This window comes from Variovorax nitratireducens, assembly GCF_051216545.1.
Taxonomy (GTDB): Bacteria; Pseudomonadota; Gammaproteobacteria; order Burkholderiales; family Burkholderiaceae_C; genus Variovorax.
In genome coordinates, this window is record NZ_JBPJZO010000010.1 from 164,542 (window position 1) to 177,825 (window position 13,284).

Genomic DNA, 13,284 nt, shown 5'->3' on the forward strand with positions numbered 1-13,284 from the left:
CGGGCCGCCCCAAGCCGGGCCGGGGCCCCCTCGAGGGGCAGTGCAGCGGCGAAGCCGCAAACGTGGGGGTCATACATTTCAGGGGAGCTTGGACACCGCGACATGGCGCAGCAACTCGCCCACCGATGCATTCATGACATCGGTGAACGGCTTCGGATAAATGCCCATCCAGAGCACCGCGATCGCCAACAGCGACAGCATCAGGAACTCGCGCGCATTGATGTCGACCAGTTCCTTCACGTGGTCGTTGCCGACCGGGCCGAGATAGACGCGCTTGTACATCCACAGCGTGTAGGCAGCACCGAAGATCAGCGCCGTGGCGGCGCCGAAGCCGAGCCAGAAGTTGGACTTCACCGCACCGAGGATCACCATCCACTCTCCGACGAAACCGGCTGTGCCCGGCAGGCCGCAGTTGGCCATCGCAAAGAGCAGCGCGAAGGCCGCGAACTTGGGCATGGTGTTGACCACACCGCCGTAGTCGGCGATCTGGCGTGAATGGACGCGGTCGTACAGCACGCCGATGCCCAGGAACATCGCAGCCGACACGAAGCCGTGCGCGATCATCTGCACGATGCCGCCGGACACGCCGAGGTCGTTGAAGATGAAGAAGCCGAGCGTCACGAAGCCCATGTGCGCCACCGACGAATAAGCCACCAGCTTCTTCATGTCCTGCTGCACCAGCGCCACCAGACCCACGTAGATCACGGCGATCAGCGAGAGCGCGATGATGAACCAGGCCCATTCGCGCGAGGCGTCGGGTGCGATCGGCATCGAGAAGCGCAGGAAACCGTAGGCGCCGAGCTTCAGCATGATCGCCGCCAGCACGGCCGAGCCACCAGTTGGAGCTTCGACGTGGACGTCGGGCAGCCAGGTATGCACTGGCCACATCGGCACCTTGACCGCGAACGCCGCGAAGAACGCGAAGAACAGCAGCGTCTGCGCCGTGCTGCCGAGCTTGAGCTTGTGCCAGGTCAGGATGTCGAAGCTGCCGCCCGACGTGTTGTAGAGGTAGATCAGCGCGACCAGCATCAGCAGCGAGCCGATCAGCGTGTACAGGAAGAACTTGAAAGCCGCGTAGATCTTGTTCGGCCCGCCCCAGATGCCGATGATCAGGTACATCGGGATCAGCGTGGCTTCGAAGAACACGTAGAACAGGATGCCGTCGAGCGCAGCGAACACACCGATCATCAGGCCCGACAGGATCAGGAACGCGCCCATGTACTGGTTGACGCGCTCGGTGATCACTTCCCATGCCGAGATCACCACCACCACCGTGATGAACGCCGTCAGCAGCACCAGCCACAGCGAGATGCCGTCGATGCCGAGGTGGTAGCTCACATTGAAACGCGCGATCCAGCTGTCCTTCTCGACGAACTGCATCGCGGCACTGTCGGTCTGGAACCGCGTGTAGAGCGGTATGGTGACCAGAAAGCTCGCGATGGATCCGACGAGCGCGATCCAGCGCACGCCCCTGGCATGCTCGTCACGACCAAACGCCAGCAACACGACACCGAACGCGATCGGCATCCAGATGGCAAGGCTCAACAAACCCATTTTTCTTTTTCTCCAGCGCTGCCGCTTACCTGTTGAACCAGATGAAGTACGTCATCAGGACGAAGACCCCGAGCAGCATCGCAAATGCATAGTGGTAGATGTACCCGGTCTGCAGCCAGCGCACCGCGCCCGAAATGCGGCCGACCAGCTTCCATGATCCATTGACGATCGCGCCATCGATGACCGCCTGATCGCCGCCCTTCCACAAGCCGGTACCGAGCGCGCGCGTGCCGCGGGCGATGACGTTCTCGTTGAACCAGTCGAGGTAGTACTTGTTGTCGAGCAGGCGATAGACCGGCCCGAACATACGCTTGATTGCGGCCGGCAGTGCCGGGTTGACCATGTACATGTAGAAGGCAGCGACGACGCCGGCCAGCGCGAGCCAGAACGGCAGCGTAGTCAGGCCATGAATCGCCATCGCCACCGGGCCGTGGAAGGCTTCGGCCATTTCCTTCATCGCATGGTGCTTTTGGCCGTCGACCACGATCGCGTCCTTGAAGAAATCGCCAAACAGCATCGGCTGGATCGTCATGAAACCGATCACGACCGACGGGATGGCCAGCAGCACCAGCGGCAGCCAGACCACCCAGGGTGATTCGTGCGGCTTTGCATCGTGGCCATGGTGGTCGTCGTGGCCGTGCGCATCGTGCGCATCGTCGTGGTGAGGGTCGTGGTGCGCGTCTGGATTCTGGTCGTAGCGCTCCTTGCCGTGGAACACCAGGAAGTACATGCGGAACGAATAGAAAGCTGTGATGAACACGCCGGCAACAACCGAGAAGTAGGCAAACCCCGAACCCCAGAGATGGCTCTCGTGCACCGCCTCGATGATGCTGTCCTTCGAATAAAAGCCCGAGAAGAAAGGCGTGCCGATCAGCGCGAGCGAGCCCACCAGCGAGGTGATCCAGGTGATCGGCATGTACTTGCGCACATTGCCCATCCACCGGATGTCCTGGTTGTGGTGCATGCCGATGATCACCGAGCCGGCGCCGAGGAACAGCAGCGCTTTGAAGAAGGCGTGGGTCATCAGGTGGAACACCGCGACCGAATAGGCCGAGGCGCCGAGTGCGACCGTCATGTAGCCGAGCTGAGATAGCGTCGAGTACGCCACTACGCGCTTGATGTCGTTCTGGATGATGCCGAGGAAACCCATGAACAGCGCCGTGATCGCGCCGATCACAAGAATGAAGCTCAGCGCCGTGTCGCTCAGTTCGAACAGCGGCGACATGCGCGCCACCATGAAGATGCCGGCCGTCACCATCGTGGCGGCGTGGATCAGCGCCGAGATCGGGGTCGGGCCTTCCATCGAGTCGGGCAGCCACACGTGCAGCGGGAACTGCGCGCTCTTGCCCATGGCACCGATGAACAGGCAGATGCAGATCACCGTGATCAGCATCCACTCGGTGCCGGGGAAGCTGAGCTTGGCCAGCGCGTCGGCCTTGGCGAAAGCCTCGCCGTAGTTGAGCGTACCGGCATAGGCCGCGATCAAGCCGATACCGAGGATGAAACCGAAGTCGCCGACGCGGTTGACCACGAAGGCCTTCATGTTGGCGAAGATAGCGGTCGGCTTGTTGTACCAGAAGCCGATCAGCAGGTATGACACCAGGCCCACCGCTTCCCAGCCGAAGAACAGCTGCAGCATGTTGTTGCTCATCACGAGCATCAGCATCGAGAAGGTGAACAGCGAGATGTAGGCGAAGAAGCGGTTGTAGCCCTCGTCTTCTTCCATGTAGCCGATGGTGTAGATGTGCACCATCAGCGACACGAAGGTCACGACGCACATCATCATGGCAGTGAGGCCGTCGACCAGAAAGCCGATTTCCATCTTCAGCCCGCCCACCACCATCCATTCGTAGATGGTGGCGTTGAAGCGGGCGCCGTCGACGACAACGCTCTTGAGCGTCATGGCCGAAATGATGAAGGCGACCAGCACACCAAGGATGGTGAGCGAATGCGTGACCTTGCGGCCGATGTGATCGCCGCCGAACTTGGTGCCGAACAGGCCGGCCACGACCGAGCCGACCAGGGGCGCCAGCGGTACGGCCAGCAATGTGGATGCAGAAAGCGTTGCGCTCATGGTGAACTTATCCCTTGAGCGAGTTGAGCTCGTCGACATTGATGTTCGACTTGTTGCGGAACAGCAGTACGAGCAATGCGAGGCCGATCGCCGATTCAGCAGCGGCGACGGTCAGGATGAAGAACACGAAGACCTGGCCATGCATGTCGCCCAGATAGTGCGAGAACGCGACGAAGTTCATGTTGACCGCGAGCAGCATCAACTCGATGCACATCAGCAGCACGATCAGGTTCTTGCGGTTCAGGAAGATGCCGACGACCGACATCGCGAACAGCATCGCGCCAAGCGAAAGGTAGTGAGGGAGCGTCAACGTCATGCCTTCTTCTCCGGTGTGGCCGGTGCGGCCACTTCTGTCGGCGGCGGCGCGGGTGGCTGCGCCGGCCGGGTCGCCTCTACCTTGACCAGTTTCATCCGGTCGCGCGCCTTGACGTGCACCTGATCCTGCACATCGACGAACTTGGTGTCCTTGCGCTGGCGCAGCGTCAGCGCGATGGCCGCGATCATCGCCACAACGAGGATGACCGCCGCAATCTGAACCGGATACAGGTACTCGGTGTAGAGAAGGATGCCGAGCACCTTGGTATTCGAGCCCTGCGTCATGGCGGCCTGTGCCTGCGCCGCGGCCCCCGGCAACTGCCGGAAGCCACCCATCAGCACGTAGGCCATTTCCAGCGCAATGACGACACCGATCAGCGCGGCCAGCGGAAAGTGCTTCCAGAAACCCTGTCGCAGGCTGTCGATGTTGAGGTCGAGCATCATCACGACGAACAGGAACAGCACCATGACGGCGCCGAGGTACACCAGCACCAGCACGACGGCCAGAAACTCGGCCTGCAGCAGCAGCCAGACCGCCGACGCCTGCGAGAACGCAAGCATCAGGTACAGCACCGCATGCACCGGATTGCGCGCGGTGATCACCCGGAAGGCTGCAAACAGCAGCACGACCGAGAACAGGTAGAAGAAGCCAGTCTTGACGTCCATGGATCTTTTCTTTGAGGGCGTCTGCCGTTATCGGTATTTCGCGTCGGCAGCTTTGTTGGCCGCGATTTCTTTTTCGTAGCGGTCGCCCACGGCCAGCAGCATTTCCTTCGTGAAATACAGGTCGCCGCGCTTTTCGCCGTGGTACTCGAGGATGTGGGTTTCGACGATCGAGTCGACCGGGCAACTCTCTTCGCAGAAGCCACAGAAGATGCATTTGGTCAGGTCGATGTCGTAGCGCGTGGTGCGGCGCGAGCCGTCGTCGCGCACTTCCGATTCGATCGTGATCGCCACGGCCGGGCACACCGCCTCGCACAGCTTGCAGGCAATACAACGTTCTTCACCGTTTTCGTAGCGGCGCAGCGCGTGCAGGCCGCGGAAACGCGGCGACAGCGGCGTCTTTTCTTCCGGGAACTGAACCGTGATCTTGCGCTTGAACGCGTAGCGCCCGGTCAGCACCATGCCCTTGAACAGCTCGGCGAGCATGAAGCTCTTGAGGAAGTCCTTGACCGAGAACGGGGAGGCAGCAACAGCTGAAGACATCGTGTTTTTCTCCGCTTATTTCCAGATGTTCCAGGGCGTCTGCATCCAGCCCCCGACCACCAGCAGCCACACCAGGGTGACCGGAATGAAGATCTTCCAGCCCAGACGCATGATCTGGTCATAGCGGAAGCGCGGGAAGGTGCCACGGATCCAGATGAAGAGCGAGAGCACGAAGAAAGTCTTGAGCCCCAGCCAGATCCAGCCCGGAATGAAATTGAGGAAGCCGACCGGCGACAGCCAGCCACCGAGGAACATCAGCGCGGCCAGGATCGACACCAGCCACATGCTGGCGTACTCGGCGAGGAAGAAGATCGCGAAGCCCATGCCCGAGTACTCGACCATGTGGCCGGCCACGATTTCGGCTTCGCCTTCGACCACGTCGAACGGGTGGCGGTTGGTTTCAGCCACGCCCGAGATCACGTAGACCACGAAGATCGGCAGCAGCGGCAGCCAGTTCCACGACAGGAAGCCGAGGCCCATGTCGGCACCCATGCCCTTGCCCTGCACCGCGACCACGTCGCCCAGGCTCAGACTGCCCGACACCATGATGACCACGACCAGGCAGAAGCCCATCGCGATTTCGTAGCTCACCATCTGGGCCGACGCACGCAGCGCGCCGAGGAAAGCGTACTTCGAGTTCGAGGCCCAGCCCGCGATGATCACGCCATACACCTCGATCGAGGTGATCGCCATGATCAGCAGCAAGCCTGCGTTTACATTGGCCAGCACGGCTTCGGGGCCGAACGGAACGGCGACCCACGCGGCCAGGGCCGGCATGATGGCCATGATCGGGCCGAGCCGGAACAGCCCCGGGCTCGCGGCCGACGGACTGATGATTTCCTTGGTCAGCAGCTTGACCGCATCGGCGATCGGCTGCAGCAGGCCGAACGGCCCGACGCGGTTGGGGCCGTGGCGCACCTGGATCCAGCCCAGGAGCTTGCGCTCCCAGAGCGTTGCATAGGCCACCGCGCCCATCAGCGGCGCGAGCACGCAGATGATCTTGATCAGCGTCCAGATGACAGGCCAGCCGCCGACGACCCACCATTGGGCCGAACTGAGGCCGCGGCCGAAGCCGTAGATGGCGTCGATCATGCGGGCACCCCTTCGAGCGTGGGCTTGGTGCCGCGAACCGCGTGCTCGCTGCCACGTGCGTCGGCGGTGAGCTGCAGCGAAGTCGCGCGGCGCACGATGCCGTCGAGCTGGTAGATGGTCGCGACCACCGGCAAAACCGGCTCGGTGCGCACGGGACTCGACAGATCGACACCGGCGGGCGCCGCGTTGCCGAGCCGCTCCGCGGGAATGTGCGTTGCAGCCGCGTCTTGCGCGCCGCGAAGCTGCGCCAGCACGTCCTGCGACGACTCGAAATCGAAGCCCTGCAACCCCAGCATGTTGGCCAGCACGCGCAACACCTTCCAGGCCGGGCGGGCGCCGCCGAGCGGCTTGACCACCGCATGGAAACTCTGCACGCGCCCTTCGGCATTCACGAAGGTGCCAGGCGTCTCGGTGAAAGGCGCGATCGGCAGCAGCACGTCACTGAACGCCAGATTGGCCTTGAACGGGCTCAGCGTCACGACCATCTGGGCATGCGTGAGGCCGACGGACACGTCGGCGCCGATGGCGGAATCGAACTCGGGCTCGTTGTTGAGCAGCAGCACGGCCTTCAGGCCGCCCGAAAGCATCTGGGCGGCATTCAGGCCACCCTGCCCCGGAACCGCGCCGACCCATTGCGCACCGACGGTGTTGGCCGCTTCGGTGAGATAGCCGACGCTGGCGCCCGTTTCGGTGCCGATCCATTGCGCGAGCGCCAGCAGCCGCGACGCGTCGGGATGATGCGCCGCCGCGTTGCCCAGCAGGATCGCCTTGCGGTCGCCACCGAGCAGCGACTTGGCGAGCGCCTTGGCCGCATCGTGCGCTTCGCCGGTCGACGGCGCAGCGACACCCTTCTCGGCGCCGATGGCAACGGCCAGATCGGCCAGTGCCTGCGCCCAATTGCCGGCCGGCAGGGTCTGTACGCTGGACAGCGACATCGCCCAGCTTTCGCGCGTCGCGAGTTCGGCCTTCGAGTTGATGGCGTGCACCGCAGCACCCTTGCGCGCAGCCTGACGGATGCGCTGCGCGAACAACGGGTGATCCTTGCGCAGGTTCGAACCGACCACCAGCACGCGCTGCAGTTGCGCGAGCGATGCGATCGAGGTACCGAGCCAGCGGATGCCGTCGGCCGCCGTGAAGTCGGCGTGGCGCAGGCGGTGGTCGATGTTCTCGCTGCCGAGCCCGCGCACCAGTGCGCCGGCCAACGCGAGTTCTTCCACCGTGCTATGCGGGCTGACCAGCGCGCCGATGGCAGCAGCGCCATGGTCGGTCTTGATCTGGCGCAGGCCGTTGGCCACGTATTCGAGCGCGGTCTGCCAATCAACCGCCTGCCATTGGCCGCCCTGCTTGAGCATGGGCTGCGTCAGGCGCTCGTCGCTGTTGAGCGCCTCATAGGAGAAGCGATCCCGGTCGGCGATCCAGCATTCGTTGACATCTTCGTTCTCGAGCGGAACGACGCGCATGACCTTGTTGTTCTTGACCTGGACGATCAGGTTTGCACCGGTCGAATCGTGCGGGCTGACCGCCTTGCGGCGCGACAGCTCCCAGGTGCGGGCGCTGTAGCGGAACGGCTTGCTCGTGAGTGCGCCGACCGGGCAGATGTCGATCATGTTGCCCGACAACTCGGAATCGACGGTCTCGCCGAGCACCGTGGTGATTTCGGAATGCTCGCCGCGATGGATCATGCCGAGCTCCATCACGCCGGCCACTTCCTGGCCAAAGCGGACACAGCGCGTGCAGTGGATGCAGCGGCTCATCTCTTCCATGCTGATCAGCGGGCCGACGTCCTTGTGGAACACGACACGCTTTTCTTCCTGGTAGCGCGAGCTGGAGCCGCCGTAGCCCACGGCCAGATCCTGCAGCTGGCACTCGCCGCCCTGGTCGCAGATCGGGCAGTCGAGCGGATGGTTGATGAGCAGGAACTCCATCACCGACTGCTGGGCCTTGATGGCTTTCTCGCTCTTGGTGCGCACGATCATGCCCTGCGTCACGGGCGTGGCGCAGGCCGGCATCGGCTTGGGCGCCTTTTCGACGTCCACCAGGCACATGCGGCAGTTGGCCGCGATGCTGAGTTTCTTGTGATAGCAGAAGTGCGGGATGTAGGTGCCCGCCTTGTCGGCCGCATGCATGATCATGCTGCCCTCGGTCACGTCGACCTTCTTGCCGTCGAGTTCGATTTCAACCATATGTGTTTACCGGGGCTCAGGCCTTGACGGGCGTCTTGGGCACGTAGCCCGGAATCAGCGCCTCGAACTCGTGGCGGAAGTGCTTGATCATGGCGCGCACGGGCATTGCAGCGGCATCGCCCAGCGCGCAGATTGTGCGGCCCTGGATGTTGTCGGCGACCGAGTTGAGCAGATCCATGTCGGTCTGGCGGCCCTGGCCGTTGTGGATGCGGTCGACCACGCGCCAGAGCCAGCCCGTGCCTTCGCGGCACGGCGTGCATTGGCCGCAGGATTCGTGCATGTAGAAGTACGAGAGGCGCTTGAGCGACTCGACCATCGAGCGGCTGTCGTCCATCACGATCACCGCGCCGGAACCCAGCATCGAGCCAGCCTTGGCGATGGAGTCGTAGTCCATCGTGCATTCCATCATGATGGCTGCGGGCAGCACCGGTGCCGACGATCCACCGGGGATCACCGCCTTGAGTTGGCGGCCCTTGCGCACGCCGCCGGCCAGCTCGAGCAGCTTGGCGAACGGCGTGCCCATCGGCACTTCGTAGTTGCCCGGCAACTCGACGTCGCCGCTCACCGAATAGATCTTGGTGCCGCCGTTGTTCGGCTTGCCGCATTCAAGATACGCCGGGCCGCCGTTGTTGATGATCCAAGGCACCGCCGCGAAGGTTTCGGTGTTGTTGATCGTGGTCGGCTTGCCATAGAGGCCGAAGCTGGCCGGGAACGGCGGCTTGAAGCGCGGCTGGCCCTTTTTGCCCTCGAGCGATTCGAGCAAGGCGGTTTCTTCGCCACAGATGTAGGCGCCGAAGCCATGCGCCGCATGCAACTGGAAGTTGTAGCCGCTGCCCATGATCTTGTCGCCGAGATAGCCGGCCGCGCGCGCTTCTTCGAGCGCTTCTTCGAAGCGGTCGTAGGTCGCGAAGATCTCGCCGTGGATGTAGTTGTAGCCGACGCTGATGCCCATCGCGTAGGCGGCGATGGCCATGCCCTCGATCACGATGTGCGGGTTGTAGTGCAGGATGTCGCGATCCTTGCAGGTGCCCGGCTCGCCTTCGTCCGAGTTGCAGACCAGGTACTTCTGCCCCGGAAACTGGCGCGGCATGAAGCTCCACTTGAGGCCGGTGGGAAAACCGGCGCCGCCGCGGCCGCGCAGGCCCGAGCCCTTGACCTCGGCAATCACCTGATCTGGCGTCATGCCTTCGGTCAGGATCTTGCGCAGCGCGCTGTAGCCGCCACGCGCCTCGTAGTCGGCCAGGCGCCAGTTGGTGCCGTCGAGCCCCGCATAGATCTGCGGCGCGATGTGGCGGTCGTGGAAACAGGTCTGGACACCCGTTGCCTGGAACTGCGAGAGGACTTGATCAGGGGACATCAGTGCGCCTCCCCGGTCGACGCGGTGCGCAGCCCGTCGATGAGCTGGTCGAGCTTCTCGTTGCTCATGAAGCTGCACATGGTGCGGTCGTTCACCAGCATCACGGGCGAGTCGGCGCAGGCGCCCAGACACTCGCTCTGCTGCAGCGTGAACATGCCGTCCTGGGTGGTGTCGCCCATCTTGATGCCGAGCTTCTTTTCCAGGTGCGCCAGCGCCGTGGCCCCATCGCGCAATTGGCACGGCAGGTTGGTGCAGACGTTGAGCTTGAACTTGCCCACCGGATGCTGGTTGTACATGTTGTAGAAGGTCGTAACCTCGTGCACCGCGATCTGCGGCATGCCGAGGTAGTCGGCGATGACCTTCTCGCTTTCCAGGCTCACATGGCCGTGCGCCTTCTGCACGATGGTCAGGCAGGCCATCACGGCAGACTGCGCCTGGTCGGCCGGGTACTTGGCGACCTCACGCGCAAAAAGATCGAGCATGGCGGCGTCGATCGCCGAGGTGCCCGCGGAAGTGCTTTGAATGCTCATCGATCGATCTCTCCGAACACGATGTCCAGGGTGCCGATCACGGCCACTGTGTCCGCGATCATGTGGCCACGCGCCATTTCATCGAGTGCCGCAAGGTGCGCGAAACCAGGCGCACGAATCTTCAGCCGGTAGGGCTTGTTGGCACCGTCGCTCACCAGGTAGATGCCGAACTCGCCCTTGGGGTGCTCAACGGCCGCATACGCTTCGCCTTCGGGCACGTGGAAGCCTTCGGTAAAGAGCTTGAAGTGATGGATCAGCTCCTCCATGTTGGCCTTCATCGACTCGCGCTCGGGCGCGGCGACCTTGTGGTTGTCGGTGATCACCGGGCCAGGATTCACGCGCAGCCAGTCCACGCACTGCTTGATGATGCGGTTGGACTGCGCCATTTCTTCCATGCGGACCAGGTACCGGTCATAGCAATCGCCGGTCTTGCCCACGGGAATGTCGAAGTCCATGCGGTCGTAGACGTCGTAGGGCTGCGTCTTGCGCAAGTCCCAGGCGATGCCCGAGCCACGCAGCATCGGGCCGGTCAGGCCCAGGCTCAGCGCGCGCTCCTGCGTCATCACGCCGATGCCGACCGTGCGCTGCTTCCAGATGCGGTTGTCGCTCAGCAGCGTGTGGTACTCCTCCATGTGCTTCACGAAGCGCTGGGAGAAGTCGTCGATGAAGTCGAGCAGCGAGCCCTGGCGGTTCTCGTTCATGCGCGCCAGCGCATTGGCATTCTTGATCTTGCTGACCTTGTACTGCGGCATCGTGTCCGGCAGGTCGCGGTAAACGCCGCCCGGACGGAAGTACGCCGCATGCATGCGCGCACCCGACACCGCCTCGTACATGTCGAACAGGTCTTCGCGCTCGCGGAATGCGTAGATCAGCACGGTCGAGCTGCCGCAGTCGTTGGCGTGCGAACCGAGCCACATCAGGTGGTTCAGCAGGCGTGTGATCTCGGAGAACAGCACGCGGATGTACTGCGCGCGGATCGGCACTTCGAGGCCCAGCAGCCTTTCGATCGCGAGGCAGTACGCATGCTCGTTGCACATCATCGACACGTAGTCGAGACGATCCATGTACGGCAGCGACTGGATGTAGGTCTTGCCCTCGGCCAGCTTCTCGGTGGCGCGGTGCAGCAGGCCGATGTGCGGGTCGGCACGTTGCACGACCTCGCCGTCGAGCTCCAGCACGAGGCGCAGCACACCGTGCGCGGCCGGATGCTGCGGCCCGAAATTCAGCGTGTAGTTCTTGATGTCTGCCATGTCAGTGCAAACCGCCGTAGTTTTCTTCGCGGATGATGCGCGGCGTGACTTCGCGCGGCTCGATCGTCACGGGCTGGTAGACCACGCGCTTGAGCTCCTCGTCGTAGCGCATTTCGACGTGGCCCGACAGCGGGAAGTCCTTGCGGAACGGATGTCCGATGAAGCCGTAGTCGGTCAGGATGCGGCGCAGATCCACATGCCCTTCGAACACGATGCCGTACAGGTCGAATGCTTCGCGCTCGAACCAGTTGGCCGAATTCCAGAGATGCATCACCGACTGAATCACCGGAAAGTCGTCGTCGGGACAGAACACCTTGACACGCACGCGCTGGTTCAAAGAGACCGACAGCAGGTGCGACACCGCGCAGTAGCGCGGGCCTTCCCAGACGCTGTCGCGCCAGGCCGAGTAGTCGACGCCGCAGAGGTCGATGAGCTGTTCGAATTTGCAGCCCGGCGCGTCGCGCAAGACCTGCATGGCTTCGAGATAGTCGGCCGCCTTGACCACCAGCGTCACCTCGCCCAGCGCGACGGTGATGCTGGCAACCTTGTCGCCGAGCGTGGTGGAAATCGTGTCCTTGAGGACTTCGGGAGCGATCGCAAAAGTTGTCATGAAGGCCCCGGGCTCAGGCGCGCGCGATGGTATTGGTGCGACGCACCTTCTGCTGCAGCTGGATGATCCCGTAGATCAAAGCTTCTGCCGTGGGCGGACAGCCAGGCACATAGACGTCGACCGGCACGATGCGGTCGCAGCCGCGCACCACCGAGTAGCTGTAGTGGTAGTAGCCGCCGCCATTGGCGCACGACCCCATCGACAACACCCAGCGCGGCTCGGCCATCTGGTCGTAGACCTTGCGCAGCGCGGGCGCCATCTTGTTGCACAGCGTACCGGCCACGATCATCAAATCGGACTGGCGCGGACTGGCGCGGAACACTTCGGCGCCGAAGCGGCCGATGTCGTAGCGCGCCGCAGCCGCATGCATCATTTCGACAGCGCAGCAGGCCAGACCGAAGGTCATGGGCCACAGCGAGCCGGTCTTGGCCCAGTTCACCACCGAGTCGTACGACGTGGTGACGAAGCCTTCCTTGAAAACGCCTTCAATGGCCATGGGTGTACCTTGTTGCCGAAGCTCGGCTATTCCCAGTCGAGCGCGCCTTTTTTCCACTCGTAGACGAAGCCCACGACGAGGATGGCGAGAAAGATCACGACGGCCCAGAAACCAGCGACACCAACCTCCTTGAGCGCCACCGCCCATGGGAAGAGAAATGCGATTTCCAGGTCGAACAGGATGAACAGGATGGCCACCAGGTAGTAGCGGACATCGAACTGCATGCGGGCGTTTTCGAAGGCTTCGAAGCCGCATTCGTAAGGGGAGTTTTTGGCCGCATCGGGCCGGTTCGGGCCGAGGATGTAGCCCAGAACCTGTGGTGCGATTCCGACACCAATACCGACCAGGATGAACAGCAGGACGGGAAGGTAGGAATCGAGGTTCATCGGGAATGTTCTATCACCGCTTGCCACCAGCAGGAAGTGTTCCTGCCAGTGATATTTGGTGCGGTCGGCGAGACTCGAACTCGCACAGCTTTCGCCACTACCCCCTCAAGATAGCGTGTCTACCAATTTCACCACGACCGCGGTTTTTATTGTCTGGATGGCATGAGGAACCGGTGAGGGTTTTGGCTTTCCAGACAGAGTCAGAGTTTACCCTGAAATGCAGCGCTTTCC

13 protein-coding genes and 1 tRNA gene are annotated in these 13,284 nt (G+C 62.8%); all 14 read right to left on the minus strand.

Annotated features, from left to right (window positions below):
* Positions 1-78 precede the first annotated feature (78 nt).
* Positions 79-1,554 carry an NADH-quinone oxidoreductase subunit M gene (locus ACSFA8_RS21345; protein ID WP_435481476.1) on the minus strand — a complete coding sequence of 492 codons (1,476 nt, stop codon included), beginning with the start codon at positions 1,552-1,554 and terminating at the stop codon, positions 79-81.
* Positions 1,555-1,579: 25 nt separating this feature from the next.
* On the minus strand, positions 1,580-3,628 hold the full coding sequence (nuoL, locus tag ACSFA8_RS21350; protein ID WP_435481477.1) for an NADH-quinone oxidoreductase subunit L: 2,049 nt from the start codon (positions 3,626-3,628) through the stop codon (positions 1,580-1,582).
* Between the two features lie 7 nt (positions 3,629-3,635).
* Positions 3,636-3,944, minus strand: coding sequence for an NADH-quinone oxidoreductase subunit NuoK (gene nuoK / locus ACSFA8_RS21355; protein ID WP_286547224.1), 309 nt, complete (start codon positions 3,942-3,944; stop codon positions 3,636-3,638).
* Positions 3,941-4,609: an NADH-quinone oxidoreductase subunit J gene (locus ACSFA8_RS21360; RefSeq protein ID WP_435481478.1), complete on the minus strand. Its 669-nt coding sequence runs from the start codon at positions 4,607-4,609 to the stop codon at positions 3,941-3,943. The genes nuoK and ACSFA8_RS21360 overlap by 4 nt, the downstream gene beginning before the upstream one ends.
* Positions 4,610-4,636: 27 nt before the next feature.
* On the minus strand, positions 4,637-5,149 hold the full coding sequence (gene nuoI / locus ACSFA8_RS21365) for an NADH-quinone oxidoreductase subunit NuoI (protein WP_286547228.1): 513 nt from the start codon (positions 5,147-5,149) through the stop codon (positions 4,637-4,639).
* Between the two features lie 15 nt (positions 5,150-5,164).
* A complete protein-coding gene (gene nuoH, locus ACSFA8_RS21370) occupies positions 5,165-6,241 on the minus strand; it encodes an NADH-quinone oxidoreductase subunit NuoH (RefSeq protein ID WP_435481479.1) in 1,077 nt (358 codons plus the stop codon).
* Positions 6,238-8,424 (minus strand): NADH-quinone oxidoreductase subunit NuoG, encoded by a 2,187-nt coding sequence (nuoG, locus tag ACSFA8_RS21375; RefSeq protein ID WP_435481480.1) that lies wholly within the window; start codon positions 8,422-8,424, stop codon positions 6,238-6,240. The genes nuoH and nuoG overlap by 4 nt, the downstream gene beginning before the upstream one ends.
* Positions 8,425-8,440: 16 nt before the next feature.
* Positions 8,441-9,781, minus strand: coding sequence for an NADH-quinone oxidoreductase subunit NuoF (gene nuoF, locus ACSFA8_RS21380; protein ID WP_435481481.1), 1,341 nt, complete (start codon positions 9,779-9,781; stop codon positions 8,441-8,443).
* Positions 9,781-10,311 carry an NADH-quinone oxidoreductase subunit NuoE gene (nuoE, locus tag ACSFA8_RS21385; protein WP_435481482.1) on the minus strand — a complete coding sequence of 177 codons (531 nt, stop codon included), beginning with the start codon at positions 10,309-10,311 and terminating at the stop codon, positions 9,781-9,783. The genes nuoF and nuoE overlap by 1 nt, the downstream gene beginning before the upstream one ends.
* Positions 10,308-11,561 (minus strand): NADH-quinone oxidoreductase subunit D, encoded by a 1,254-nt coding sequence (locus ACSFA8_RS21390; protein WP_435481483.1) that lies wholly within the window; start codon positions 11,559-11,561, stop codon positions 10,308-10,310. Before ACSFA8_RS21390 ends, nuoE begins: the two co-directional genes overlap by 4 nt.
* A gap of 1 nt (position 11,562) precedes the next feature.
* The gene (locus tag ACSFA8_RS21395) at positions 11,563-12,171 is read right to left on the minus strand and encodes an NADH-quinone oxidoreductase subunit C (protein WP_435481484.1); all 609 of its coding nucleotides are present in this window, start codon (positions 12,169-12,171) and stop codon (positions 11,563-11,565) included.
* 13 nt (positions 12,172-12,184) lie between these two features.
* A complete protein-coding gene (locus ACSFA8_RS21400; protein ID WP_140839331.1) occupies positions 12,185-12,667 on the minus strand; it encodes a NuoB/complex I 20 kDa subunit family protein in 483 nt (160 codons plus the stop codon).
* 26 nt (positions 12,668-12,693) lie between these two features.
* Entirely contained in the window at positions 12,694-13,053 is a 360-nt protein-coding gene (locus ACSFA8_RS21405; RefSeq protein ID WP_435481485.1) for an NADH-quinone oxidoreductase subunit A, read from the minus strand.
* A gap of 56 nt (positions 13,054-13,109) precedes the next feature.
* Positions 13,110-13,194: transfer RNA gene (locus ACSFA8_RS21410), tRNA-Leu, on the minus strand.
* Positions 13,195-13,284: the final 90 nt, after the last annotated feature.

What these genes read in the sequence shown, in the direction of transcription:
- nuoK (WP_286547224.1), bottom strand. Translation starts at nt 3,944, where the DNA reads ATGACGTTGACGCTCCCTCACTACCTTTCGCTTGGCGCGATGCTGTTC.
- ACSFA8_RS21400 (WP_140839331.1), bottom strand. Translation starts at nt 12,667, where the DNA reads ATGGCCATTGAAGGCGTTTTCAAGGAAGGCTTCGTCACCACGTCGTAC.
- ACSFA8_RS21345 (WP_435481476.1), bottom strand. Translation starts at nt 1,554, where the DNA reads ATGGGTTTGTTGAGCCTTGCCATCTGGATGCCGATCGCGTTCGGTGTC.
- ACSFA8_RS21390 (WP_435481483.1), bottom strand. Translation starts at nt 11,561, where the DNA reads ATGGCAGACATCAAGAACTACACGCTGAATTTCGGGCCGCAGCATCCG.
- nuoF (WP_435481481.1), bottom strand. Translation starts at nt 9,781, where the DNA reads ATGTCCCCTGATCAAGTCCTCTCGCAGTTCCAGGCAACGGGTGTCCAG.
- nuoL (WP_435481477.1), bottom strand. Translation starts at nt 3,628, where the DNA reads ATGAGCGCAACGCTTTCTGCATCCACATTGCTGGCCGTACCGCTGGCG.
- nuoH (WP_435481479.1), bottom strand. Translation starts at nt 6,241, where the DNA reads ATGATCGACGCCATCTACGGCTTCGGCCGCGGCCTCAGTTCGGCCCAA.
- ACSFA8_RS21405 (WP_435481485.1), bottom strand. Translation starts at nt 13,053, where the DNA reads ATGAACCTCGATTCCTACCTTCCCGTCCTGCTGTTCATCCTGGTCGGT.
- nuoG (WP_435481480.1), bottom strand. Translation starts at nt 8,424, where the DNA reads ATGGTTGAAATCGAACTCGACGGCAAGAAGGTCGACGTGACCGAGGGC.
- nuoE (WP_435481482.1), bottom strand. Translation starts at nt 10,311, where the DNA reads ATGAGCATTCAAAGCACTTCCGCGGGCACCTCGGCGATCGACGCCGCC.
- nuoI (WP_286547228.1), bottom strand. Translation starts at nt 5,149, where the DNA reads ATGTCTTCAGCTGTTGCTGCCTCCCCGTTCTCGGTCAAGGACTTCCTC.
- ACSFA8_RS21395 (WP_435481484.1), bottom strand. Translation starts at nt 12,171, where the DNA reads ATGACAACTTTTGCGATCGCTCCCGAAGTCCTCAAGGACACGATTTCC.
- ACSFA8_RS21360 (WP_435481478.1), bottom strand. Translation starts at nt 4,609, where the DNA reads ATGGACGTCAAGACTGGCTTCTTCTACCTGTTCTCGGTCGTGCTGCTG.